Below are 23,994 nucleotides of genomic sequence, written 5' to 3'. Positions count from 1 at the left end.
TTATTAAAGGTTCCTGCACTATCCCTGCGACGATAGGGCCGCCCCCACCCTTGGTCAAGACCAATCCTCGATCCCTTGCGGATTGCGCGGGTGTCCCGCCGCGGAGCGTTCACGGGGTGTTCTCGCTGGGCGATGTTCGCGACATGACGCCGAAAGCCCCCGTCCAAAGACGGGGGCTTCCGTTGTCACGCGGTGGCTCGGACGGGGGCGTCCGGGAGGGACTACTCGGTGGCGAGCGACACCAGCTTCTCCGGGTTGCGCACGATGTAGACGCACTGGATGCGGCCGTCCGCGACGTCCAGTTGGATGACGCTGTCCGGCTTGCCCTCGGAGAGCGCGAGCACCGCGACACCGCCGTTGACCTCGAGGAAGCGGAACTCCAGGCCGGAAACGCCCTTCTTGGTGACGCCGATGACGAAGCGGCCGACCTTGTCGGCGGAGTCCAGGATCCGCAGCGGCGCCCGGGTCAGGCCTCCGCTGTCGCCGATGAGCCGCGCCTCCGGCGCCAGCAGGGACATGAGCCCCTCCAGATCGCCCTCGCTCGCCGCGGCGAGGAACCGCTCGGTGAGGTCACGGCGTTCGGCCGGGTCGACCTCGTAACGCGGCCGCCGTTCCTCGACATGCCTGCGCGCCCGCCCGGCGAGTTGGCGCACCGCCTGTTCGCCGCGGTCGAGGACGGCCGCGATGTCGGCGTACGGATAGCCGAACGCCTCTCTCAGGACGAACACCGCGCGTTCCAGCGGCGACAGGGACTCCAGGACGACGAGCACGGCGAGGGAGACCGAGTCCGCGAGAACGGCTCGTTCGGCACCGTCCGGGACGCTGTCGCCGAAGTCGGTGACGTACGGCTCCGGAAGCCACGGTCCGACGTACGCCTCACGGCGCGACTGGACCTGGCGCAGCCGGTCGATGGCGAGCCGGGTGGTGACGCGGACCAGATAGCCGCGCGGTTCCCGCACGTCCGACCGGTCGTCGGCGGACCAGCGCAGCCACGCCTCCTGGACCACGTCCTCGGCGTCGGCCACCCGACCGAGCATGCGGTAGGCGACGCCCGTCAGGACGGGGCGGTGTTCCTCGAAGACATCGGTCGCGGTGTCGGTTTCCACCGCACCATCCCACCCGACACCTTCGTTCGTGTCCAGGCGAAATCGCCGCCCCGGAGCACAATGACCGCGGGCCGCCACCGGCCCGCGGTCTCGACACGGGAGGAACGACGATGCGTTACGGGGTTCTGGGCACGGGCGACGTGGGACGCGCGCTCGCCGGCAAGCTGGTCGAACTGGGGCACGAGGTGTGTCTTGGGTCGCGGACGAAGGACAACGCGGCCGCCGTGGAGTGGGCCGGCGGCGCGGGACCCGCGGCGCGCCACGGCACGTTCGCGGACGCCGCCGCGTTCGGCGAGGTGGTCGTGAACGCCGTGGGCGGACGGGTCGCGCTCGACGTGCTGCGGTCGGCCGGCGAGGAGCGTCTGAACGGCAAGGTGCTGCTCGACGTCTCCAACCCGCTGGCGTTCGAGGACGGCGAGATGCGTCTGTCCCCCGTCGAGTCGGACAGTGTGGGCGAGCAGATCCAGCGCGCGTTCCCGCAGGCTCGCGTGGTGAAGAGCCTCAACACCGTCAACTGCCAGGTGATGGTCGACCCCACGAGGGTGCCCGGTGAGCACCAGATCTTCGTCTCCGGGGACGACGAGAGCGCGAAGGAGCAGGTGACGGCGCTGCTGGGCGGGTTCGGCTGGCCGGCGCACCGCGTGCTCGATCTCGGGGGCATCCGGACGGCACGGGCCGCGGAGATGTATCTGCCGCTGTGGCTGACCCTCTTCCAGAGCACCGGAGACCCTGATTTCAACGTGGAGGTGCACAGGGCGCGCTAGCGCGGGCCGCCGGCAGGCGGGGCGGGATCCGGGGACGGGGGCTACCCGTCGGTAGCAGTTGCTGACAAGCTGTCTACGAGTTGGTTCGTCACGGCGTCCAGACGAGGAGCAGTCCCATGTCCGACACGGTCACCGTCAGCCTCCCCTCCCCGAGCGGCCCGAGGGCGGTCACCCTGTCCTACGCGCGCGTGGGCACCGGCGAACCGCTGCTCCTGCTGCACGGGATCGGCCATCACCGCCAGGCCTGGGACCCGGTCATCCCCATCCTCGCGGCCGAGCGCGACGTGATCGCCGTCGACCTCCCCGGCTTCGGCGCGTCCCCGGGGCTGCCCGAGGGGCTCACCCACGACCTGGCGACGGTGGTGCCCGTGCTCGGCGCGCTGTGCGAGGCGCTGGACATCGAACGGCCGCACGTCGCCGGCAACTCACTGGGCGGGCTGCTGGCCCTGGAACTGGGCCGCGAGAAGCTCGTACGGTCCGTCACGGCGCTCTCGCCCGCCGGGTTCTGGTCGCCGGTGGAGCGGCGCTACGCCTTCGGTGTGCTGATCGCCATGCGGCAGGCGGCCCGGCGCATGCCCCTCCCGGTCGTCGAGCGGCTCTCGCGCTCGGCGGCCGGGCGGACGGTGCTGACCAGCACCATCTACGCCCGGCCCGGCCGCCGTTCAGCCGACGCGGTCGTCGCCGAGACCCTGGCCCTGGCCCATGCCGAGGGGTTCTCCGAGACCTTCCGGGCGGGTACGGACGTCCGGTTCACGCACGACATCCCGGCGCTGCCCGTCACCGTGGCCTGGGGCACCCGCGACCGCCTGCTGATGCGCCGCCAGGGCATCCGGGCCAAGCAGATCATTCCGCGGGCCCGGCTGGTACGGCTGCCCGGCTGCGGCCACGTCCCGATGAACGACGACCCGGCGCTCGTCGCCCGCGTCATCCTCGACGGCAGCCGCTGAGGGACGGGCGGCCACGCCCCGGCGGGTAGCACGCGAACCGTGCCGCCCGCCGTGCTCGGCGGCAGCCCGTGCGCCGCGTCCGGCGACGAAGCCCAACGCGCCCGACCCGAGGGCGACTCCGACGCCCACGAGGGCACTCCCCGCGGCCTGCGCGAGCCCGTAGGAGCCGGTGCCCACGAACGGCGCGGTGCAGGCGGCGGCGACCGGGACGAGGCCGGAGAAGAGCGTGGCGCGCTCCGCGCCGATGCGCTGCACGCCCATGTACCAGCAGACGAAACCGACGACCGTGACGACCGCCGCCTGCCACAGCAACGCGGTCGCCTCGGTGGCGTCCGGCACGCGCAGCCACGCTCCGCGGTCGGTGATCACCCCGGCCACCGCCGATTCGACCGCGGCGATCCCGCACACGGTGGCCGACAGCAGCCGTGGCCCGAGGGGCCGCAGTACGGGTACGGCCAGCACGGCGAAGCCCGCCTCCCCGGCCAGCGCGCCCACGGAACAGGCGATCCCCGCGCCGTCCGTACGGCCCCACCCCTGCACGGCGAAGGCGCCCACGGCGACGATCAGCGCTCCGTACAGGATCCGGTGCCGCGGACGACGGCCCTGCCGAAGAGGCACGAGCACCGCGACGACGACCGGGGCGCAGCCCACGAAGACTCCGGGTACCGCCGGTTCGGCCGTCCGCTCGGCGGCGAGAACCGCGAGGTTGAAGCCGACCATACCGACCGCCGCGATCAGGGCGAGCCGCCCCCACTGACGGACCGCCAGTCCCCGCAGCGGGGCGGCGCCGCCCCGGCCGACGAGGGGCAGCAGAAGGACGCAGGCGAGGCCGTAGCGCAGGAACTGGCCGCCCGCGTACGGGTAGTGGCCGAGGACGCTGTTGGCGGTGAAGGACCCTCCGACTAGGACACAGGCGAGGGCGGCGAGCAGTGAGCCCCGGGTGGTGGTGGCGTTCATGGGGATGACGCTATGAACGAACGTGGTCCGGCTTAAGGTCCACTTCCATGACGTCATCGGGGACCAATCCTGGAGGCCCGCCGAAGTCCGCGCCGCCGGGCGCGGCGGCGGCGCCCTGGTCGGCCGCCTGGGAGCTGCTCCTGCCGGCCGCGGCGGCTCCACCACGCGCGCGTGGCCGCACGCTGCAGGCCGCGCTGCGTACGGCGGTCCGTTCCGGGCGGCTGGCTCCCGGCACCCGGTTGCCGTCCAGCCGGGAACTGGCCGGTGATCTCGGCGTGTCGCGGGGGCTGGTCACCGAGGCGTACGAGCAGTTGACGGCCGAGGGCTATCTGCGCAGTGGCCGCGGTGCCGGTACGTGGGTCGGTGGCGCGGTCCGCGCGGTGGGCCCACGCGCGCGTGATCACTCTCCACGGCCCGCCGGGGTGCGGGCCGACTTCGTGGCGGGAACCCCCGACCTGTCACTCTTCCCGCGCACCGTGTGGGCCGCCGCCCACCGCGGGGTGCTGGCCGAACTGCCGCATGAGGCCCTGGGATACCCGGATCCGCGCGGTCTTCCGAGGCTGCGGACCGCCCTCGCCGAACTGCTCGTCCGCCGCCGGGGCGTGGTCGCGGACCCGGAACGCGTCATCGTGGTCTCCGGGGTCGCGCAGGCGATGACGCTGCTCGGATTCGTGCTCCACGCGCGCGGAGCACCCCGCGTGGGCGTCGAGAATCCGGGCAGTCCGGAACTCGGCTCCCTGTTCGCCTCGGCCGGCGTCGGCACCGTACCGCTGCCGCTGGACGGCGAGGGTCTGGCCGTCGCGCCGCTCCGGGCCTCCGGTGTACGGGCCGTGGTGACGACACCCGCCCACCAGTTCCCCACGGGGATCGCGTACTCGGCACGGCGCCGCACCGAACTCCTCGGCTGGGCCCGGTCCGTGGACGGTCTGGTGATCGAGGACGACTACGACGGCGAGTTCCGCTACGACCGCGCCCCGGTAGGAGCGCTCCAGGGGCTCGACCCCGAGCGTGTCGCGTACACGGGCTCGGTCAGCAAGTCGCTCGCCCCGGGGCTGCGGCTCGGATGGTTGCTCGTCCCCGCCTCCCACGTCGAGGAGGTCGTCGAGCGCAAACGCACCATGGACCTCGGCAACCCGGTGCTCGACCAGGCGCTGCTGGCCCGATTCGTCGAGCGCGGCGACTACGACCGGCACCTGCGCCGCTGTCAGCGCGCCTACCGGGAGCGGCGTGACGTCCTCGTCGCGGCCCTGGAGGAGCATTTTCCCGGCACCGAGGTGTCCGGGATCGCGGCGGGCCTGCACGTCGTCGCCGCGCTGCCCGACCGCTACGGGCCACCGGACCGCTTCCTGGCACGGACCACGGCGGCCGGGGTGGTGGTCCGGCTCTCGGAGCACTACGGGGAGACGGCCGGGGACGAGGTACGACTGGTGCTGGGGTACGCGCATCTGCCGCCCGCGCGGATACGCGACGGCGTGCGGCTGATGGCGGACGCCGTGCGCGACGGGGACGGCCGAGACGGGCCCCCGGCGCCCTGAGGCACCCACACGGGAGCGCGTCGCCGTACTGAGCACCTGCACCGGGCCTGGGCCGGACGGGTCCGTGTCCGCCGGATCCGGCCGGGCCATGCGCCGCCCCGCCCTGGCCGATCTGCCCTGCCAACCCGCCCGGCATGCCCGGCCGAACCGGGCCGGCTCCGAAGTCGTGCGGCAATTCCCCGCCGTTCGCGGCCAGTTGTTCACCCGTGGTTTCCGTGTGCGCTGCGGCGCACCAGTAGGTGTGGCACTGCACACCGGCCGAATCCGTCCCCGGAGGCGCAACCATGTCGTACCGCCCGCCCCATTCGTTCCCCGGCCGCCGCAGCCTGCTGCGCGGCTCCCTGGCCGCGTCGGCGGCACTGGCCCTGCCCACCGCGCTCGGCGCGGCACCGGCGTTCGCCCTGTCCGGCCGGCCGAAGGCGGGCTGGGGCGTCCAGGCCGGTGATGTGACCGCCGACTCCGGCCTGGTGTGGGTCCGCTCCGACCGCCCGGCCCGGATGATCGTCGAGACCTCGGCGACCGAGTCGTTCCGCGACCCGGTCAGATGGCACGGTCCGCTGCTGGGCCCGGACACGGACTTCACGGGGACCACCCGGCCGCGCGGACTGCCCTCCGGCGAACAGATCCACTACCGCGTGGTGCTCGCCGACCCCGACGATCCGCGGCGCACCGGCGAACCGGTGAGCGGGACGTTCCGTACGACTGCGCACGGGCGGCGCCACGGCGTGCGGTTCCTGTGGTCGGGGGACCTGGCGGGGCAGGGCTGGGGCATCAACCCCGACATCGGCGGCTACCGCATCTACGACGCGATGGCCCGGCTCGACCCCGACTTCTTCCTGTGCAGCGGTGACAACATCTACGCGGACGGCCCGATCGCCGCCACGGCCACGCTCCCGGACGGCGGCACCTGGCGGAACATCACGACGGAGGAGAAGTCCAAGGTCGCCGAGTCGCTGGCGGAGTTCCGCGGCAACTTCCGCTACAACCTGCTCGACGACAACCTCAAACGGTTCAACGCCCAGGTGCCCTCCGTCGTCCAGTGGGACGACCACGAGGTGCGCAACAACTGGTACCCGGGTGAGGTGATCGCGACGACGGACACGCGTTACACCGAGAAGAGCGTCGACGTGCTGGCCGCTCGGGCCCGGCGCGCGTTCAGCGAGTACTTCCCCGTCTCGACCCTGCCGCCCGCCGGCCGCGACGGCCGTGTGTACCGCGTCATGCGCCACGGTCCGCTCCTGGACGTGTTCGTCCTCGACATGCGCACCTACCGCGACGCCAACTCCCCGGACGACCGGACGACGGACCCGCGGGGCATCCTCGGCGCCGGGCAACTGGAGTGGCTGAAGCGCGAACTGTCGCGCTCGCGTGCCGTGTGGAAGGTGATCGCCGCGGACATGCCGCTCGGCCTCGTCGTGCCGGACACGACCGAGGGCCGGCCGAACATCGAGGCGGTGGCGCAGGGCGACCCGGGCGTACCGCTCGGACGTGAGCTGCAGATCGCCGAACTGCTCCGCTTCGTCAAGCACCGGCGGATCACCGGCACCGTGTGGCTCACCGCCGACGTGCACCACACCTCGGCTCAGCACTATCAGCCGTCGCGCGCCGCCTTCGCCGACTTCGAGCCGTTCTGGGAGTTCGTCTCCGGTCCCCTCAACGCCGGCGCCTTCCCTGCCAGCGCGCTGGACGGCACGTTCGGTCCTGAGCGCGTGTTCGTGAAGGCACCCGCCGCCTCGAACGTCTCGCCCGCGGGCGGTTATCAGTTCTTCGGCGAGGTCGACATCGACGGCGACAGCGGCGAACTGACGGTGCGGCTCCGCGAGCAGGACGGGACGGTGCTGTTCACGCAGGTGCTCCAGCCGGGGCGCGTAGGGCAGTAGGCACTCGATCCGCCGTGCCGCACTCCGGTCCCTCCCCGGCGCACGGCACGGCCGGTCAGTCGTCCAAGGCATGTGACGAGCAAGTCGTCGCAGGTCAGAGGCGATTGTCAGTGGTCGCCCCTACGGTTTTTGCATGACGCGATCCTTGCAGGCCGTGGCCTACACCCGACCCTCCGCGCTGCGGTCCGCACCGGACGGCCGGCGCCTGGGGCTCGAGACCTCGCGGGGTGCGACGCCCACGGGGATCGAGGACCATCCGACGTTCTTCGCCGGCTTTCTGACGTCGCCCCACGTGGCGGCCGCGGGGTTGCTGGCGGTGGCCGATGTCGCGGCGGCGCGGTACTACCAGCCGCAGTCGCGCGCCTCCCTGGACCCGGTCGTCACGGGCAACGGCGACCGGCTCCGGTTCGAGTCCTTCTCCGGCTGCGGTGGGGTGTACGCGCGTCTGGACGTCCTGAGGACGGGCCTCGACGGGGACGAGATCGGGCACGGGACGACGAACGTCGACGTCAACAACCCGCTGCGCGAGGCCCTTTCACGCATCGGCACGGACGATCCGCTGCACCTCCGGGTCGGCCCCGAGGAGATGGCCGTGACCACCGTGGACGGGCCGCTGGTGGAGAAGAAGGTGCCGCTGCCCGACCGCTGGCTGCGCGGATTCGCCGAGGCCCAGGTGACGGCGGCCGGGTTCGACCTGCGGGCCGAGCTGCCCGCGGCGGAGGCCGTGCGGTTCCTTCGCTCGCTGCCGCGGGGCACCGCGCGTGGAACGTCGGGCGGCTCGCGTTGGGTGGTGCCGGCGGGCCGGGGCCTTCGTCCGACGACCCGGCCGGTTCCGGGGGCGGTGTGCCTGCCCGGCCCGGAACGGCTGATCGCGCTCCAGCGGGTGCTGCGCCATGCGACGGCCCTACGGGTGTACGGCCCACCGGTCACCGGCGACACCGTCGCGGCCGGCGCCTGGGAGGTCGTCCTGCCCGGCATGCGGCTCACGCTCACGCTGTCCCCGGACGCCTCCCGGGGCTTCTCCGGGGAAGGCGGGGTGCTGGACGCCCTCGCCACCGACGAGTCGGCGGAGGACGCGGAGTTGATCGCGGTGCTGCTGGCCTGGGAGCCGCGCGTCGACGTGGGTGACCTGGCCGCCGCGTCCGGCCTGCCCGCCGAGCGGGTGCGGGCCGCCCTGGTCAGGCTGGGCACGTCGGGACGGGTGGGGTTCGACACCGCGGAGGCCGCGTACTTCCACCGCGAACTCCCCTATGGCGCGGGACGGGTCGAGCGGCACAATCCACGTCTGCGCTCGGCCCGGGCCCTGGTCCTGGCGGGCGCGGTCGCCCTGGACGGTGCCGTCGGCACGGTCACCGCCGAGGACGGGCATCCGCATCGGGTCCGCGACGACGCGGGCAGGCTGAGCTGCTCCTGCCTGTGGTGGGCGAAGTACCGGGGCGGACGAGGGCCCTGCAAGCACGCCCTCGCGGTGCGCATGGTGCGGCGGGGTGCTCGGACCGAGCGCGGGGGCGGTCCGGCTCCGGGCGGCGGGCACCACGATGGGTTTCTGGAAGTTCGGGTCGACGGGGGCGATGGGCGATGAGCGGCGAGGCACTGTTGAACGCGGTACGGGCGGGGCGGACGGCCGAGGCCGCGGGTCTCCTGGACGGGATGACCGATGCCGAACGCAGGGCCTGTCTGCCCGCGTTGAAAGAACTGCGCAAGGAGTTACGGACCGCTCCGTGGAACGCGGGGTCCCGGGTGGCCCACCCCGCGCTGCACGCGGCGGGAGCCGCTTGCCACTCGGGGGCCGCGGGTGCGGCGGCCTGGATCGCCGCGGCCGACATGCGCTGGTCCCAGGCCTCCCCCGGTGTCCTCCTCCATGTGCTGGGCGACCGTGAGACCGACTGGCTCGCCGACCTCACGTACCGGCTCGCCGGTCGGCCGGTGACATCCAGGGTCCCGTTCGCCCTGCTGTCGGGGCTGGTGGCACTGTCCGGCTGTGAGGCTCCGACGACCGACGCCTATGTGCAGGGCTGGTTCGAGCACATCGGCGCGTCGTGGCACGGCGGAGGCACCGTGGTGCAGCGACTGCGCCAGGAGCCGCACCTGCCCGGAATGGTCGCCGCTCTTTTCGAGTCGCTGGACGTCACGGGGCAGATCGCATGGCTGTTCGGCGACGGGCCGGGCAGCTGGTACAACGCCCTCGCCGAACTGGCCGAGGAGGGCAGCCTCGACCGCGAGGTGCTGCTGGACGCCTGTGTGGCCCGGCTGTTGCGCGGCGGCGTGCCCGCGGACCAGCGGGTGTTCCTGCGCCTGCTGTCGTCCCTCGGCCCGACGCGGGACGAGGAAAGCGAACGCTGCGCCGACTGGACGGCGCTCGCCTCCCAGGCCATGCCCGCTGTCGCCTGGCACGCGCAGTCGGTGCTCGCCTCCCTCGCACTGGACGGCGAGTTGACGTCACGGCAGTTGGCCGAGATGTCCGCGGGCGTGCTCTTCCGTACCGAGAAGAAGCTGGTACGGGCCCAGCTCGTCCTGCTGGGCAAGGTCCTCAGGCGTGATCCGTCCGCGGCGGATGTGCTGCTGCCCGCGGTCGCGGAAGCCTTCGGGCACCAGGACACGGAGGTGCAGGAGCGCGCGCTGAAGCTGGTGGAGCGCCATGTCTGCGCGCTGTCCGACGCGGGCGGCGCCCGGGACCGACTCGGCGAACTCACCGACGACTTGAGCCCGGGACTGCGACTGCGGGCTCGTCGACTTCTCGGCGTCGAGGCTCTCGACGACGCCCCGGTGGTCCATGAGGAGGTGCTCCCGCCCGCTCCGGTGCCGGCTCGGCTGGCGGCGGCGCCGGACTCGGCTGCCGAACTGGCCGAGGAGGTAAGCGCGCTGCTGGCCGCCGGTGGTGGCGTCGCCCCGTTCGAGCGCGCCCTGGACGGTCTGGTCCGTCACGCCCACGACGACCGGGACGCCCTGGTAGAGGCCCTCGCCCCCGTGGTCGCGCGGTGCTGGTGGAAGGACGGCGATCCGCGGTATGCGAGAACGGGCAGGTATTTCCGTGAGTCGCCACAGGGGCTTGAGGTCGTCCTCGCGGCCCTGTTCGAGCGGGTCGGGACGGACACGCTCCACTCGGCGGTGCAGCGGGGCACGACCAGCGGGAACTGTCACCACAGCGCCCTGTCCCGCGCTTTCGAGGCGCGCCTGTGGGAGGTGGCGTACCGGCTGGGCGCCGACCCGATGCCGTTCCTGCTGGCCACTCCGACGTGGGACACGGGGCTGCTGGAACCGGACGAGCTGGTGGCACGCCTCACCGAGTACCGGCGGCTCGACGCCCGGCCGGGAGCCGCCGACTTCGCGCAGGCCCTGCTCCGGGTGCGGCGCGACGACCGTACGAAAGCGGCGGCAGCGGCGGTGCGAGCGCGTGCCCTCGGCAGTCCCGAGGGGTACCGGCTGGCCCACTGGCTCACCGCCGAGGCTCCCCCGCTGCCGGAGAGCCGCCGCCGGACCGCGGGCGTGCGCATCCTGCTGGAACTGGGCGAACTGGAGGAGATTCAGGGCCTGTTCCCCCCTGAGTTCCGGCCGCTGGGACGCCCCTTCACGGTGTTCAAGGATCGCTGGTACTGCCGGCACTGGGGCGTCATGGACCGGCGGCACTGGCCGGCCGTCGTACCGGGTCGGCGGGAGCTGGTGGCGGCACGTCTGCTGCGTGACATCAGCGCGTCCGCGGTGGAGGACAGCCGCGCGGACGCCGCGTTGCTGCCGCTCCTCGCCGAGGCCGACGGCACCGCGGGCGAAGCGGTGCACCTGTGCGTGGCGTACGGGCTCGGCGCCCGGCACCCCGAGGACCGGCTCTCCTCGGTGGACGCCCTGCTGATCCTCGCCGCGCGGGGGCAGCTCGACGCCGGGCGGCTCGGCACGGACGTGGGCGAGCTGGTGTGCCGGGGAGCGGTCAAGCCGTCCCGGCTGGCCGAGTCGATACGCATGGCGGCGGCCACGGGGGCGTACGCCACCGTCTGGTCGGTCCTGCGCGACCTGCTGCCCGCCCTGCTGGCCGGCCTCGCCACGGACGGGGCGGGCGGGGGGCCGGTGCGGGGGCTCGGCGAGTTGCTGGCGGTCGCCGCCGACTGCGCCGAGCGGTCCGGGGCGCGCGGTGATCTCGCGCATCTCGCCGGGACCGCGGGGCGGCGCGGCTCGTCCAAGGTGGTGACGCAGGCCCGCCGGCTACGGACGGCGCTGACGCAGGAGGCCGCCGCGTGACGTAGGGCCGCCACGCCGCCGGCACACGGCGGTCAGGGACCCGACGGCCCTGAGCAGGTGGGTAGCCCGCTGGCGCGGTCGAGGCAAAAGTCCCGTAAAAAGAACTACAAAAAGGACAGAAAGACACTTAACCGATCAGTCACAAGCCGTTCGTGATCACGCAACACCGTTCCTTCACAGTGACTGTATGACTCCAGACATGTCTGATGTGAAGCGTGTGAAACACGGCCGGCCCGTTCACCACTGGCGGCGGGACGTCGTCGAACTCGCCGCGCTGTTCACGGCCGTGGCGGTCGCGGACGGTGTGGCCAATCTGATCGGGCACGGGCCGGACGGTCCCGCGCTGCTGGTCACCTCCGCGGTGATCCTGGCCGCGACGGTGGGGTTCCACACATGGTGGGCACGGCGTCACGGTCACGCACCACCGGTGAGCGATACGGGCCCCCGGCCGCCCGGCGACGGGCGAGCCGCCGGTCCTCCCGGCGAGGAAGGGGGCACCGCCGCACCGGTGGCCGTCGCGGAGGCGACCGTGCTGTGGCGGATGCGCACGACGGTCAAGGACGCGCCGGGTTCGCTCGCCGCACTGTGCACGGCGCTCGCACAGCGCCAGGTCGACATCCTGAGCCTCCAGACGCACCCGCTGGCGGACGGGACGGTCGACGAGTTCCTGCTGCGCGCTCCCGCCGGACTGGCCACATCCGAGATCACCCGCAATGTGGCGCAGGCGGGCGGCACCGCCACCTGGATCGAGCGGGCCGACGCCCATGATCTGGTGGACGCGCCGACCCGGGTACTCGGCCTGGCCACCCGCACAGCCCTCGACGCCTCCGAACTCCCGCTCGCGCTGAGGCAGTTGCTCGGCCGGTGCACGATCCGCTCGCTGCCCGCCACCTCCCCCGTCTCCGGCCGGGCCGCGCAGGGGGCTCCCGTGGAGGGAGCACTGGAGGACACCGTGATGCGGCTGCGGGCGCCGGAGGGCGGGGTGATCACGGTGGAGCGGCCGTATCTGCCGTTCACACCGACCGAGTTCGCCCGGGCGCGGGCACTGGTCGAGCTGGACGCGCGGCTCGGACCGCGCATTCCGGGCGGGCAGGACATGCTGACGCTTCCCGAGGGCAACGCGATCACCGTGCGGCGTGCCGACGTCTCCGATGTCGAGGCCGCCAAGGCGATGCACGATCGCTGCTCGCCGCGCACGCTGAGCATGCGGTACCACGGCCCCGTCGGGGACGCGGACCGCTACCTCAACCATCTGCTCAGCCCCAGCTTCGGGCGGACCCTCGCCGTGCAGACGGCATCAGGCAGGATCGTCGGGCTCGGCCATCTCCTCTGGGACGGCGACGAGACGGAGGTCGCGCTGCTCGTCGAGGACGACTGGCAGCGGCGCGGCATCGGGGTCGAACTGCTCGGCCGTCTGGTGACGATGGCCGTCGAGGCCGGCTGCGAGAGCGTGTACGCCGTCACGCAGGCGTCCAACACCGGCATGGTGGCGGCCATGCGCAGCCTGGGCCTCCCGCTCGACTACCAGATCGAGGAGGGAACCCTGGTCATCACCGCCCGCCTGGACACGACCCCGGTGACCTCACGGCTGCCGTACGGTCAGGGCCAGGGCCAGGACCATGCCCAGCACGGAACGTGGACCGGCCGGAACTAGCCCGAGTTCCCGAGTCCCCGGGGGCCGCGGGCCCGTCCGCCCGTGCCCCCGGTCATGCGCGCCCCCGGTCATACGTGGCCCCGGCCGCCCGGGTCACGTGCCGGCGGGCACGGCCCGGGTTCCGCCGCCCGTGCCCGGTACCGGCGGGCACCGCCGGGCCTCCCCGGAGTCCTCGGCTCCGGTGTCTCACCCCCTGCTCGTGAAACCCAGTGCCCCCTCCAGGTCGGCCCACAGGTCGTCCACGTCCTCCAGGCCCACCGACAGACGCAGCAGGCGGTCGCTGACGCCCGCGTCCTGGCGGTCCGCCGAGGGGACTATGCGGTGGCTTATGGAGGCCGGGTGCTGGATGAGGCTGTCCACGCTGCCGAGGCTCACGGCGGGGGTGACCAGCCGGACCCCGGCGATCACCTCGTGCGGGTCGCCATGGACCTCGAAGGCGATCATGGCGCCACCGATGCGCGGATAGTGGACCCGGGCGACGCGCGGATCGGCGGCGAGCCGACGGGCGAGTTCCGCGGCGTTCGCGGACGCCGCCCGGACCCGTACCGGCAGGGTCGACAGGCCACGCAGCAGCAGATAGCCGGCCAGCGGGTGCAGGACACCTCCCGTCGCGAAGCGCACCTGGCGCAGCTTCCGGGCCAGTTCCTCGTCGCAGGCGACCACTCCGGCCATCACGTCGCCGTGTCCGCCCAGGTACTTGGTGGCGCTGTGCAGGACCAGGCGCGCGCCGTGCTCGGCGGGCCGTTGCAGCACGGGCGTGGCGAAGGTGTTGTCGGCGAGGAGGGGGACGGAACCGCAGGAGTGGGCGATGGCCCGCAGGTCGAGCTCGGCGAGGGTCGGGTTCGCCGGGGACTCCACCATCACCAGGCCCGTGTCGGGGCGCAGCGCGTCGGCGATGCCGGCCGGGTCGACCCAGGTGACCTCGGTGCCGAGCAGCCCGGCCGTGAGCAGGTGGTCGCTGCAGCCGTACAGCGGACGTACGGCGACGACATGGCGCAGCCCCATCGCGTTCCGTACGAGGAGGACGGCGCTCAGCGCGGCCATACCGCTCGCGAAGGCGACCGCGCTCTCGGTACCTTCGAGGCGCGCGAGGGCGGTCTCGAAGCGGGCCACGGTCGGGTTGCCGAGGCGGGCGTAGACGGGCGGGCCCTCCGGTTCGGCGCCGTCGGCCGCGAAGGCGTCGATCCGGGCGGCCTCACCCCGGCTGTCGTACGACGGATACGTGGTGGACAGGTCGATCGGGGCCGCGTGCAGCCCCAGAGCCGCCAGATCCTCCCGGCCGGCGTGCACGGCTTCGGTGGCGAGTGCCCGGGAAGGAGCCGCCGCGAAGACCCGGCCGCCACCGCTTAGATCGTCCTGCGCGCCCAGCGCGCCCTGCTTGTCGTACACAACGGAGTCCATGGGCGGAAGCCTGAACACCGGGCGGGGTTCGGGCGCCACATCCCGTGTTACGTTCGCGCCATGGCCGATTCCGTCGTACTCGATCCGGTGGATCTTCATCTGTTGCGGCTGTTGCAGAACGACGCACGGACGACGTACCGCGATCTCGCCGCGCAGGTGGGGGTCGCGCCCTCGACCTGCCTCGACCGGGTGACCCGGCTGCGGCGGGCGGGGGTGATTCTCGGCCATCAGCTGCGGCTGGACCCGGCGAAGCTCGGACGGGGTCTGGAAGCGCTGCTGTCCGTACAGGTCCGTCCGCACCGCCGGGAGCTGGTGGGGCCGTTCGTGGACCGGATCAGGCTGCTGCCGGAGTCCCGGACCGTCTTCCACCTCACGGGTCCGGACGACTACCTCGTCCATGTCGCGGTCGCGGACGCGGCGGATCTGCAGCGGCTGGTGCTCGACGAGTTCACCTCGCAGCGTGAAGTGGCGCGGGTCGAGACGCGGTTGATCTTCCAGCAGTGGGACTGCGGCCCCCTGCTGCCGCCCGCCGGGACGGGCGCGTCACCCCCGGCCAAATCCGGCTGATCCGGTGAAAAGCCCGGCTGACCGGGCTGACGCGGTGCCCGTCCTCGTATGAGGATGTGCGCATGTCACTGACGAAGAACCCGCTGCCCCGCGCTGTCGCCGACGCCTACGTCGACGAGCTCATCGCCCTTGACCCGGTTCTCGGTACCTACCTCGGCGTGAAGGAGAGCCACCGCAGGCTCCCCGACACCTCCCCCGCCGGCCAGGAGGCCGTCGCCGGGCTGGCGCGGACGACCCTCGCGCGGCTGGACGACGCGGAGCGGCAGCCGGGCGCGGAAAGTGACATCGAGCGCCGTTGCGCCCGGCTGTTGCGTGAGCGGCTCACCGCCGCGCTGGCCGTCCACGAAGCGGGCGAGGGCCTGCGGTCGGTCGGCAATCTGCACACGGCGGTGCACAGTGTGCGGCAGGTCTTCACCCTGACACCGACGGAGACCGACGAGGACTGGGCCGTGGTCGCCGAGCGGCTGCGCGCGGTACCGGCCGCGCTCGCGGGCTACCGGGAGTCCCTGGCACTCGGACTCGACCGCAAGCTGTACGCGGGCCCGCGCCCGACCGCGACGTTCATCGACCAGCTCACCGAGTGGTCGGACACGGACGGCCAGGGCCGGGGCTGGTTCGAGGACTTCGTCTCGGCGGCCCCCGACCCCGCGCGCGAGGATCTGGACACGGCGGCGCGTACCGCGACCGAGGCGCTGGTGGGCCTGCGGGACTGGATGCGCGAGGTGTACGCGCCCACGGTCGAGGGCGCGCCGAACACGGTGGGCCACGAGCGGTACGCACGGCTGGCGCGCTACTTCAACGGTACGGATCTCGACCTCGGCGAGGCGTACGCGTACGGCTGGGCCGAGTACCACCGGCTCCTGGCCGAGATGCGGACCGAGGCCGAGAAGATCCTGCCCGGCGCGGCGACGCCGTGGGTGGCGCTCGCGCACCTCGACGAGCACGGCCGGCACATCGAGGGCGTCGAAGAGGTCCAGCGGTGGCTGCAGGAGCTGATGGACGAGGCGATCACGGCCCTGGACGGCACACACTTCGAACTCGCCGAGCCGGTACGGAAGGTGGAGTCCCGCATCGCCCCGCCCGGCAGTGCCGCCGCCCCCTACTACACCGCCCCCTCGCAGGACTTCTCGCGGCCCGGCCGTACCTGGCTGCCCACCATGGGGCAGACCCGCTTCCCCGTCTACGACCTCGTCTCGACCTGGTACCACGAGGGCGTACCCGGCCATCACCTCCAGCTCGCGCAGTGGGCGTACGTCGTCGACGACCTGTCCCGCTACCAGGCCACCGTCGGCCAGGTCAGCGCCAACTGCGAGGGCTGGGCGCTGTACGCGGAGCGGCTGATGGACGAGCTCGGCTTCCTCACCGACGCGGAGCAGCGCCTCGGCTACCTCGACGCGCAGATGATGCGTGCCGCGCGGGTCATCGTCGACATCGGCATGCACCTGGAGCTGGAGATCCCGGCCGACGCGCCCTTCCACCCGGGCGAGCGCTGGACCCCGGAGCTGGCGCAGGAGTTCTTCGGCTCGCACAGCAGTCGCCCGGCCGACTTCGTGGAGAGCGAGCTGACCCGCTATCTCACGATGCCCGGCCAGGCCATCGGCTACAAGCTCGGTGAGCGCGCCTGGCTGCTGGGCCGCGAGAACGCGAGGAAGCGCCACGGTGACGCCTTCGACGCCAAGGCCTGGCACATGGCGGCCCTGTCCCAGGGCTCTCTGGGCCTGGACGACCTGGTGGACGAGCTGTCCCGGCTCTGACCATCCCGCGCGGCGGCCGGCACCCGGCCGCCGCGCCCGGCGTCAGGGCGCCGCCCTGCGCAGTTGTACGAGGCCGACCCACGTCTCGGGCCCTGGTTCGACGCGGGCCGCGCGGACCGCGTACCGGCCCGGTTCGAGCACGACCCTCAGGTGGTCCGTGTTCTCGGAGGCGGCACCCGGCCAGGCGGCGTCGAACAGGACGACGGGGCCGGGCACGTTCCAGTGCACCTCGGGTTCCCACACGGCGTCCGCGAGTGCCGCGGGGACGACGGAGAGGAGCTCGTCCTCGGACTCGGCGGCGCACCAGCGCACGAAGACGCCGTGTTCGGGCAGGTAGGTGGTCGAGGCGGGATCGTCGCCGAGGACCAGGGCCCTGGTGTCGCCCACGGGCAGGAGACCGACGAACCCCTCGACGTCGCAGGCCCGGTCGTAGTCGCAGGACATGTCGTCGCCGTCGGCCCCCGACCAGAACGGGAGCACGACTTCCGGAATCGCTATGAGCGGCCCGCCGCCCGACTCGACCCACTGGACCGCACCGGGGTCCGCGTATCTTGGCATGCGCAGAAGCTACACGGCGGCCAACCGCCCCTGTACGGCAGGCATCCCCGGGAGGCCGGAGCCGGACATCGGCGCGGGACGCCGGTGCCCGAGCCTTCCGCGCGAGCCCCTTTCCCCGGTGTCAGCAGCCGCAGTCCTCCGCGTCCACGGGTGCCGTCAGCGGGTCCGCGGCGGGGTGCTCACGCCCCTGCCAGGTCTCGAACTCGAAGCCCTCGCGCGCCCAGTACTCGAATCCGCCGAGCATCTCCTTGACCTGGAAGCCGAGTTGGGCGAGGGCGAGGGCCGCGCGGGTCGCGCCGTTGCATCCGGGGCCCCAGCAATAGGTGACGACCGGCACCGACTTGTCGAGAAGCCGATCGGCCTGCTCGGCGATGAGGGCGGTGGGCAGGTGGACCGCGCCGGGGATGTGTCCCTGGTCCCAGGACGCGGCGGAGCGGGAGTCGAGGACGACGAACCCGGGGTCGCCGTCGGCCGCGAGGGCGGCGGCCACGTCGGAGACGTCCGCGTGGAACGCGAGGCTCGCGCCGAAGTAGGCGGCGGCCGCGGCCGGAGACGCCGGCGCCACCCGCAGAACGGAATTCACTCCGGCCGGGGAGGGAGTCACGGCACCACCGGCCTGGACGCCCTCCCCTCCCTTCGCCGCACCGGTCGCAGTGCCGGTCACCGCACCGGTCACCGCACCCGTCACCGCACCGGTCGCCGTGCCGGTGGTGGCTCCGGCCGCGGCGCCGGACACGGTTCCGGTGGTGGTGCGCGACACCGTTCCGGTGGCGCCGGCGGACCCCGTTCCGGTGGTGATGCCGGACACCGTTCCGGTGGTGGCATCGGACGCGTTTGCGGTGGTGATGCCGTCAGCAGTCGCAGTCATGGCCTGACCTCTCTCCCTGGCTGGCCCCGCCGGACCGGTGTCGTCATTGCCACCCCGGTGCTTCTCGCGCACCGAACCCCGCGGGACTTCATGGCCAGAAATCTACGTCCGTCGGTCTCAGCCCTGAAGTGGCGATCCACGGAGACACTCTTGATCGGCCGGGGATTCTCCTGGTATTCATCACGGATGACCGCGTATTCCCCGGACGCCACCGACTGGCGCATCCTCGACGTCCTCCAGCGCGAGGGCCGGTCCAGCTTCGCCGAGCTGGCCCGAGCCGTCTCCATGTCCGCGAGCGCGGTCACCGAGCGGGTGCGCCGCCTGGAGGAAGCGGGCGTCATACAGGGGTACGCGGCCGTCGTCGACCCCGAGAGCCTCGGACTGCCGATCCTGGCGTTCGTCCGGCTCAGGTATCCGAACGGCAACTACAAGCCGTTCCACGACCTCGTCGAGGTCACGCCCGAGATCCTGGAGGCACACCACGTCACGGGCGACGACTGCTTCGTCATCAAGGTCGCGGCACGTTCGATGAGCCACCTGGAGACGGTGTCGGGCAAGATCGGCACGCTGGGCTCGGTGACGACGAGCGTCGTCTACTCCTCACCGCTGCCACGCCGCCCGCTGGGCCACTGACACCCGGCGCACGCGTCCGTGCCCCGGCACCCGGCGCACGCCCCGCACCCCAGCACCCCAGCACCCCAGCACCCCAGCACCCGGCTCAGGCGTCCGCACCCCGCTGCCGTACGACCGACCCCGTCCTCCCCTTCACGACCTCCAACTGGGCGTGGATGCGACGGCGCAGGTCGGCGACATGGCTGACGATGCCGACGCTGCGGTCGCGTTCCCGCAGCGAGTCGAGGACGTCGAGCACCTCGTCGAGGGTCTGGTCGTCGAGGCTGCCGAAGCCCTCGTCGATGAAGAGCGTGTCGAGCCTCACCCCGCCGGCCTCGTCCGTGACCACGTCCGCGAGACCGAGGGCGAGGGCGAGGGAGGCGAAGAAGGTCTCGCCCCCGGAGAGTGTCGCGGTGTCGCGCTCCCGTCCGGTCCAGGCGTCCACGACGTGCAGTCCGAGCCCGCTGCGTCCCCGGCCCGCCCGGTCGTCGGAGTGGACGAGGGTGTAGCGCCCCGAGGACATGCGCTGGAGGCGGACGGTCGCGGCGGCGGCGACCTGCTCCAGCCGGGCGGCCAGGACGTACGACTCCAGGCGCATCCTGCGTTCGTTGTCCGCGGAGGTGCCGGCCGCCAGACCGGCCAGCCGGGCCACGCGGTCGTGCTCCTCGCGCAGCGGGGCGAGCCGCCTGACGCCTCTGGTCGCACGGGTGGAGAGCGCGTCCAGCTCCGCGCAGCGGTGGGCCGCCGCGTCCCGCGCCGACGCGGTGTCCCGCAGCCGCCGGGCGGCGGACTCGGCCGTCCGCTCGGCGCCCCGCAGGTCGGCGGGCGGGCGGCGCGCCGCGTCGGCGGTGTCGGCCTCGGCGAGTACGGCGCGTACCGAGGACTCCTCCAACTGCCACGCGTCGAGCTGCTGTTGGAGATCGCGGTGGGCCGCGTCGTCGAGCAGCGCGGCGGCCGCGGCCTGCGGGGTCTCGAATCCGGCGCGGAAGGCCGCGTCGGCCAGCCGCGCGTCGGCCTCCTTGAGGCGCCGTGCGACGTCCTGTGCCACTCCGACGCGGTCCGCGGCCTCGGTCAGCAGCGCGACCTGCCGCTCCAGTTGCGCGGCCCGCTCGGACACACTCCCAGCGGCACCCCGGGCCTGCTCCAACTCCGCTTCCAGCGACACCTTTTCGCGGTCGAGGGAATCCCTGAGCGAGGCCCGTGAGGCGACCCTACGAGCCGCCTCCTGCTGGGCGGCCAGCCGCCGCCCGTGCTCCCGCTCCGCCTGCTCGCGGGCCTCGCGCGCGGCGTGCAGGCCGGAGGCCACGGCACGGGCCTCGGTGTGCAGCCGCTCCAACTCCTCCGCCTGCTGCTCAAGTTGTCCGGTCGGGGCGTCACCCGCCTCGGCCGTCGCGGCGGCCAGCGCCTCGCGTACGACGCCGAGCCGGCGCTCGGCCTCGGCGCGCTCCTCTTCGGCCTGCCGGTAGCCGGTGAGGGCTCGCTCCTCCGTCTCGCGGTCGACATGACCGTCGATCTTCCGGGCGGGCGCGGGGTGTTCGGTGGCCCCGCACACGGCGCAGGACTCGCCGTCCACCAGTCCGGCGGCGAGTTCGGCGGCGATTCCCTGGAGGCGCTGTTCCTTCAGGTCGAGCCAGCGGGCGTGTACCGCCGTCGCGTGCTCGCGCGCGGCGAGGCTTCGCGCCCGGGCGCTCCCGGTGTCGTGGGCCAGCGCGTCGCGCAGGCGGGCCGCGGCGAGTCGCTGGAGAGCCGGTTCACGCCGGACGGCGAGCTGTTCGGCGCGCGACGCGGCCTCCTGCGCGGCGTCGATCCGCGCCTCGACGTCCGCGCGGGTGTCCTCCCAGCCGGCCAGCCAGCTCTCGGCGTCCTGGAGAACGTCCTCGTCGGCTCGCTCCTGCCGGTCCAACGAGGCTCGCTCCGTGCCGAGTTCGGCGAGGCGTCGCTCCGCGCGGCGAGCCGACCCCAGCCCGCCCAGTTCTTCGGCCGCCTTGCGCGCGGCGGTCGCGAGACCGGGCGCTCCGGCACCGGCGAACGTCTCCGGCAGGGCGGCCCGCGCCTGCGTCTCCCCCGCGGCCGCTCGCCGGTGCTCCACCTCGGCGGAGTCGCGCAGGTCGAGCGCCGGGGCCACCGCCTCGGCCTTGCGCGCCCGCTCCATTCGCCCCCGGGCGTCCCGGTGGGCGTCGGCGTGCTCCTCCAGTCGCGCGGCGCGCTCCCGCGCCTCGGCGAACCGGCGCTGCAACCGGTCCGCTTCGCGTACGTCGTCGAGCGCCCGGTCGGCGACGGCCTGCGCCGATTCGGCGGCCCCGCGCGCGCAGTGGGCGATGGTCAGGCTCTCGCGGGCGGCGCTGCGGGCCACCGCGGCCCAGGAGAGCACGGCCTCGGCGAGGCCCGGATCGCCGGGCGCGAGGTCGGGCAGCGGCTCCTCCGCCATGGGCCCGGCCTCCTGGTGCATCCGGTGCGCGTCGGCCAGCAACGCGGCGTCACCGGCGCGCACTTCGGCCTCGGCCGTGCGCCGCCGCTCGGCGAGGCGCTTCTCGACCTCGGCGAAGCGGTGGGTGTCGAAGAGCCGGCCGAGCAGCTTGCCGCGGGCCTCGGCGTCGGCCCGCAGGAAACGCGCGAAGTCGCCCTGGGGCAGCAGCACGACCTGGCAGAACTGCTCGCGGCTCATGCCGAGCAGTTGGGTGATCTCCTCTCCGATCTCCTGGTGGGAGCGGCTGAGGTCCTTCCAGGAGCCCGCCGCGGAGTCGTACTCGCGCAGCCAGGTCTGCGCCTTCTCGGTCGTGGTACCCGTGCCGCGCAGCTTCGGGCGCTCGAAGGGGGGTTGCCGGGTGACTTCCAACCGCCTTCCGGCGACGGTGAGTTCGAGGCGGATCTCGGTGCGGGTGGCGGGTGCCGCGTGGTCGCTGCGCAGGCCGATGCCCTGACCGCCCTGCCGGGCGCCGGGAACCGCTCCGTACAACGCGTAGCACACGGCGTCGAGGACGGAGGTCTTGCCCGCGCCGGTCGGCCCGTGCAGCAGGAAGAGCCCGGCGGTGGACAGTTCGTCGAAGTCGACCTGCTGGGCGCCGCCGAAGGGGCCGAAGGCGGTGAGGTGAAGGCGGTGCAGCCTCATCGGATTTCCTCGGTCTCCGGGCGGGGGGCCCGCTGGGTGTACGGCGGACGGGAAGTCACCGGGCGGTCTCCCGTACGGTCTCGGCGGCGCGGACGGCGTCGAACGCGTCCCGGAGCACGGCCTGTTCCCGGATGTCGGGGCCCGCGCCGCGCACATGGGCCACGAAGTCCTCGGCGATCTGCTCCTCGCTGCGGCCCGCGAGCCTGCGGGCGTACGAGACGTCCGGGGCCTGCGGGGAGCGTTCGGGGTCGAAGACGAGGCTGAGGGTGTGCGGGAAGCGGTCGGCGAGCCGCGCCATGGGGTCGGCCGGCCGCACCGGGTCGGTGAGGGTCGCCTCGACCCAGGCACCGGTGTGGCGCTCCAGGTCCGGGTCGGCGAGCAGGTCCTCCAGGTGTCCGCGGACGCGCGCCAGCGGGCGGGGCACGGGGCAGTCGATCCGCTCCGCGGTCAGCGAGCCGCCGGGGCCGAGATCCACGAGCCACATGCTCTTGCGGTGCTCCGCCTCCGAGAAGGAGTACGGCAGCGGGGAGCCCGAGTAGCGCACGCGCTCGGCGATGGTCTGGCTGCCGTGCAGATGGCCGAGGGCGGTGTAGTCGACGCCGTCGAAGACTCCGGCCGGCACGGAGGCGACACCGCCGACGGTGATGTCCCGCTCACTGTCGCTCACCTCGCCGCCGGTGACGAAGGCGTGCGCGAGGACGACGGAGCGGGTGCCCGGAGCACGGGTGGCCAGGTCGGCGCGGACCCGGTCCATGGCGGCGGCCAGCACGGCTTCGTGCCCCGCCTTCTCCACCCCGAAAGCGTCCTTCACCAGGGCCGGTTCGAGATAGGGCAGGCCGTAGAAGGCGACGTCGCCGTGGGCGTCGGTCAGCACGACGGGTGTGCCGCAGGCCGCGGGGTCGGTCCGCAGATGGACGCCCGCGCGCCCGATGAGTCCCGCGCCGACGCCGAGCCGGCGTGCCGAGTCGTGGTTCCCGGAGATCATCACGGTGGGCACACCGAGGTCGGCCAGCCGGTGCAGGGCGTCGTCGAAGAGCTGGACCGCGGCCAGCGGCGGGACGGCCCGGTCGTACACGTCTCCCGAGACGACCACCGCGTCCACCTCGCGCTCGCGCGCGGTCGTGACGAGATGACCGATGAAGTCGGACTGGGCGCCGAGCATGTTCACCCGGTGGAGCGCCCGGCCCAGATGCCAGTCGGAAGTGTGCAGGAGCCTCATGATCCCCGAAGGGTAACGGCCGGGTCTGACATCACGGGTGGTTACTCCCGTATCGGCCCGCCATGACCGTCATCGGAATGTATCGATAAGTAGAGATTGCCCGGTTTGTCAGGCGTCTCCGTAGGCCTCCCCGCCCAGCTCGAAGCCGGCCGTCCCCGCGGTCGCGTCGGCCAACCACGCCCGGAAGGCCTCCACATCGGCGTCCGGCAGCCCGATCTCGATGGTGACCGCCTCGCCGTAACGCACATCACGTACCTCGCGCCCGGTGGAGCGCAGATCGTTCTGCACCTTGCCGGCCCGCTGGTGGTCGACGGTCACCGTGGCCAGCCGGAACCGGCGGCGGGTGATCGTGCCGAGCGCGTCCAGCGCCTCGCCCACCGAGCCTCCGTACGCCCTGATCAGTCCGCCGGCGCCCAGCTTGACCCCGCCGTAGTAGCGGGTGACGACGGCGACGACGTAGCGCAGGTCGCGGCGCAGCAGCATCTGGAGCATGGGGACACCCGCGGTGCCACCCGGTTCACCGTCGTCGCTCGCCTTCTGCACCAAGGCGTCGGCGCCGATGACGTACGCGAAGCAGTTGTGGGTGGCGTCCGCGTGCTCCTTGCGGACGGCGGCGACGAAGTCCTGGGCCTCCCGCTCGGTGGCCGCCGGGGCGAGGGCGCACAGGAAACGGGAGCGGTTGACCTCGGTCTCGTGCACGCCCGTGCGGGCCACTGTGCGGTACTCGTCCTGCATCGGGCCAGCGTATGCGCTGCCCGCGGGCACGGCCGACCGGCCAGGACCGGGAGGCCGCCCGAACCGCCGGTCACCCGCCGCGGCGCGCGGCCCCGGGT

Annotated in this window: 17 protein-coding genes and 1 pseudogene; 10 read left to right on the top strand and 8 right to left on the bottom strand. The window is 73.2% G+C overall.

Annotation, left to right across the window (positions count from 1 at the left end; genetic code table 11):
- Window positions 1-221 precede the first annotated feature (221 nt).
- A complete protein-coding gene (locus OHT01_RS33545) occupies window positions 222-1,106 on the bottom strand; it encodes an RNA polymerase sigma-70 factor (RefSeq protein ID WP_328556851.1) in 885 nt (294 codons plus the stop codon).
- Window positions 1,107-1,216: 110 nt separating this feature from the next.
- Between OHT01_RS33545 and OHT01_RS33540 the strand changes: the two genes are divergently transcribed.
- Together OHT01_RS33540 and OHT01_RS33535 are read left to right on the top strand one after the other, a co-directional pair.
- On the top strand, window positions 1,217-1,870 hold the full coding sequence (locus tag OHT01_RS33540; protein ID WP_328556850.1) for an NADPH-dependent F420 reductase: 654 nt from the start codon (window positions 1,217-1,219) through the stop codon (window positions 1,868-1,870).
- A gap of 116 nt (window positions 1,871-1,986) precedes the next feature.
- Complete coding sequence (locus tag OHT01_RS33535; RefSeq protein WP_328556849.1) at window positions 1,987-2,817, top strand: alpha/beta fold hydrolase; 831 nt, start codon at window positions 1,987-1,989, stop codon at window positions 2,815-2,817.
- A 600-nt stretch (window positions 2,818-3,417) separates the two neighbouring features.
- Here the strand turns inward: OHT01_RS33535 and OHT01_RS40220 are convergent.
- Window positions 3,418-3,774, bottom strand: a pseudogene (locus tag OHT01_RS40220) (EamA family transporter); the annotation flags it as partial.
- Between the two features lie 47 nt (window positions 3,775-3,821).
- On the opposite strand from OHT01_RS40220, the gene pdxR reads away from it, so the two are divergent.
- From pdxR to OHT01_RS33505, 5 genes are all read left to right on the top strand, one after another.
- Window positions 3,822-5,309 (top strand): MocR-like pyridoxine biosynthesis transcription factor PdxR, encoded by a 1,488-nt coding sequence (gene pdxR / locus OHT01_RS33525; protein ID WP_328556848.1) that lies wholly within the window; start codon window positions 3,822-3,824, stop codon window positions 5,307-5,309.
- A 284-nt stretch (window positions 5,310-5,593) separates the two neighbouring features.
- Entirely contained in the window at window positions 5,594-7,189 is a 1,596-nt protein-coding gene (locus OHT01_RS33520) for an alkaline phosphatase D family protein (protein WP_328556847.1), read from the top strand.
- Window positions 7,190-7,322: 133 nt separating this feature from the next.
- A complete protein-coding gene (locus OHT01_RS33515) occupies window positions 7,323-8,771 on the top strand; it encodes an SWIM zinc finger family protein (protein WP_328556846.1) in 1,449 nt (482 codons plus the stop codon).
- Window positions 8,768-11,419, top strand: coding sequence for a DUF7824 domain-containing protein (locus OHT01_RS33510; RefSeq protein ID WP_328556845.1), 2,652 nt, complete (start codon window positions 8,768-8,770; stop codon window positions 11,417-11,419). Before OHT01_RS33515 ends, OHT01_RS33510 begins: the two co-directional genes overlap by 4 nt.
- 199 nt (window positions 11,420-11,618) lie before the next feature.
- Window positions 11,619-13,073 (top strand): GNAT family N-acetyltransferase, encoded by a 1,455-nt coding sequence (locus OHT01_RS33505; protein WP_405917689.1) that lies wholly within the window; start codon window positions 11,619-11,621, stop codon window positions 13,071-13,073.
- 186 nt (window positions 13,074-13,259) lie between these two features.
- Here OHT01_RS33505 and OHT01_RS33500 read toward each other — a convergent pair whose 3' ends face one another.
- A complete protein-coding gene (locus OHT01_RS33500) occupies window positions 13,260-14,573 on the bottom strand; it encodes a trans-sulfuration enzyme family protein (protein ID WP_328556843.1) in 1,314 nt (437 codons plus the stop codon).
- On the opposite strand from OHT01_RS33500, the gene OHT01_RS33495 reads away from it, so the two are divergent.
- Complete coding sequence (locus OHT01_RS33495) at window positions 14,535-15,041, top strand: Lrp/AsnC family transcriptional regulator (protein ID WP_328556842.1); 507 nt, start codon at window positions 14,535-14,537, stop codon at window positions 15,039-15,041. The genes OHT01_RS33500 and OHT01_RS33495 overlap by 39 nt on opposite strands.
- 62 nt (window positions 15,042-15,103) lie before the next feature.
- Window positions 15,104-16,795 (top strand): DUF885 domain-containing protein, encoded by a 1,692-nt coding sequence (locus tag OHT01_RS33490; RefSeq protein ID WP_328556841.1) that lies wholly within the window; start codon window positions 15,104-15,106, stop codon window positions 16,793-16,795.
- A 42-nt stretch (window positions 16,796-16,837) separates the two neighbouring features.
- Here OHT01_RS33490 and OHT01_RS33485 read toward each other — a convergent pair whose 3' ends face one another.
- Entirely contained in the window at window positions 16,838-17,353 is a 516-nt protein-coding gene (locus OHT01_RS33485; protein ID WP_328556840.1) for an immunity 21 family protein, read from the bottom strand.
- A gap of 121 nt (window positions 17,354-17,474) precedes the next feature.
- Window positions 17,475-17,957: a rhodanese-like domain-containing protein gene (locus OHT01_RS33480; RefSeq protein WP_328558358.1), complete on the bottom strand. Its 483-nt coding sequence runs from the start codon at window positions 17,955-17,957 to the stop codon at window positions 17,475-17,477.
- 450 nt (window positions 17,958-18,407) lie between these two features.
- Between OHT01_RS33480 and OHT01_RS33475 the strand changes: the two genes are divergently transcribed.
- Complete coding sequence (locus OHT01_RS33475; protein WP_328556839.1) at window positions 18,408-18,854, top strand: Lrp/AsnC family transcriptional regulator; 447 nt, start codon at window positions 18,408-18,410, stop codon at window positions 18,852-18,854.
- Between the two features lie 85 nt (window positions 18,855-18,939).
- On the opposite strand, the gene OHT01_RS33470 is transcribed toward OHT01_RS33475, so the two are convergent.
- The 3 genes from OHT01_RS33470 to OHT01_RS33460 all read right to left on the bottom strand — a co-directional run bounded on the left by OHT01_RS33470 (window position 18,940) and on the right by OHT01_RS33460 (window position 23,896).
- Window positions 18,940-21,942, bottom strand: coding sequence for an SMC family ATPase (locus OHT01_RS33470; RefSeq protein WP_328556838.1), 3,003 nt, complete (start codon window positions 21,940-21,942; stop codon window positions 18,940-18,942).
- A 55-nt stretch (window positions 21,943-21,997) separates the two neighbouring features.
- Entirely contained in the window at window positions 21,998-23,161 is a 1,164-nt protein-coding gene (locus OHT01_RS33465) for an exonuclease SbcCD subunit D (protein WP_328556837.1), read from the bottom strand.
- Window positions 23,162-23,269: 108 nt separating this feature from the next.
- Window positions 23,270-23,896: a YigZ family protein gene (locus OHT01_RS33460; RefSeq protein WP_328556836.1), complete on the bottom strand. Its 627-nt coding sequence runs from the start codon at window positions 23,894-23,896 to the stop codon at window positions 23,270-23,272.
- Between the last annotated feature and the right edge of the window lie 98 nt (window positions 23,897-23,994).

The sequence above is a fragment of the Streptomyces sp. NBC_00358 genome, assembly GCF_036099295.1.
GTDB lineage: Bacteria > Actinomycetota > Actinomycetes > Streptomycetales > Streptomycetaceae > Streptomyces.
This window is presented reverse-complemented; position numbering and strand designations above follow the sequence as displayed.

What these genes read in the sequence shown, in the direction of transcription:
- OHT01_RS33495 (WP_328556842.1), top strand. Translation starts at nt 14,535, where the DNA reads ATGGCCGATTCCGTCGTACTCGATCCGGTGGATCTTCATCTGTTGCGG.
- OHT01_RS33475 (WP_328556839.1), top strand. Translation starts at nt 18,408, where the DNA reads ATGACCGCGTATTCCCCGGACGCCACCGACTGGCGCATCCTCGACGTC.
- OHT01_RS33490 (WP_328556841.1), top strand. Translation starts at nt 15,104, where the DNA reads ATGTCACTGACGAAGAACCCGCTGCCCCGCGCTGTCGCCGACGCCTAC.
- OHT01_RS33515 (WP_328556846.1), top strand. Translation starts at nt 7,323, where the DNA reads ATGACGCGATCCTTGCAGGCCGTGGCCTACACCCGACCCTCCGCGCTG.
- pdxR (WP_328556848.1), top strand. Translation starts at nt 3,822, where the DNA reads ATGACGTCATCGGGGACCAATCCTGGAGGCCCGCCGAAGTCCGCGCCG.
- OHT01_RS33470 (WP_328556838.1), bottom strand. Translation starts at nt 21,942, where the DNA reads ATGAGGCTGCACCGCCTTCACCTCACCGCCTTCGGCCCCTTCGGCGGC.
- OHT01_RS33540 (WP_328556850.1), top strand. Translation starts at nt 1,217, where the DNA reads ATGCGTTACGGGGTTCTGGGCACGGGCGACGTGGGACGCGCGCTCGCC.
- OHT01_RS33520 (WP_328556847.1), top strand. Translation starts at nt 5,594, where the DNA reads ATGTCGTACCGCCCGCCCCATTCGTTCCCCGGCCGCCGCAGCCTGCTG.
- OHT01_RS33485 (WP_328556840.1), bottom strand. Translation starts at nt 17,353, where the DNA reads ATGCCAAGATACGCGGACCCCGGTGCGGTCCAGTGGGTCGAGTCGGGC.
- OHT01_RS33460 (WP_328556836.1), bottom strand. Translation starts at nt 23,896, where the DNA reads ATGCAGGACGAGTACCGCACAGTGGCCCGCACGGGCGTGCACGAGACC.
- OHT01_RS33535 (WP_328556849.1), top strand. Translation starts at nt 1,987, where the DNA reads ATGTCCGACACGGTCACCGTCAGCCTCCCCTCCCCGAGCGGCCCGAGG.
- OHT01_RS33510 (WP_328556845.1), top strand. Translation starts at nt 8,768, where the DNA reads ATGAGCGGCGAGGCACTGTTGAACGCGGTACGGGCGGGGCGGACGGCC.
- OHT01_RS33500 (WP_328556843.1), bottom strand. Translation starts at nt 14,573, where the DNA reads ATGAAGATCCACCGGATCGAGTACGACGGAATCGGCCATGGCGCGAAC.
- OHT01_RS33505 (WP_405917689.1), top strand. Translation starts at nt 11,619, where the DNA reads ATGTCTGATGTGAAGCGTGTGAAACACGGCCGGCCCGTTCACCACTGG.
- OHT01_RS33465 (WP_328556837.1), bottom strand. Translation starts at nt 23,161, where the DNA reads ATGAGGCTCCTGCACACTTCCGACTGGCATCTGGGCCGGGCGCTCCAC.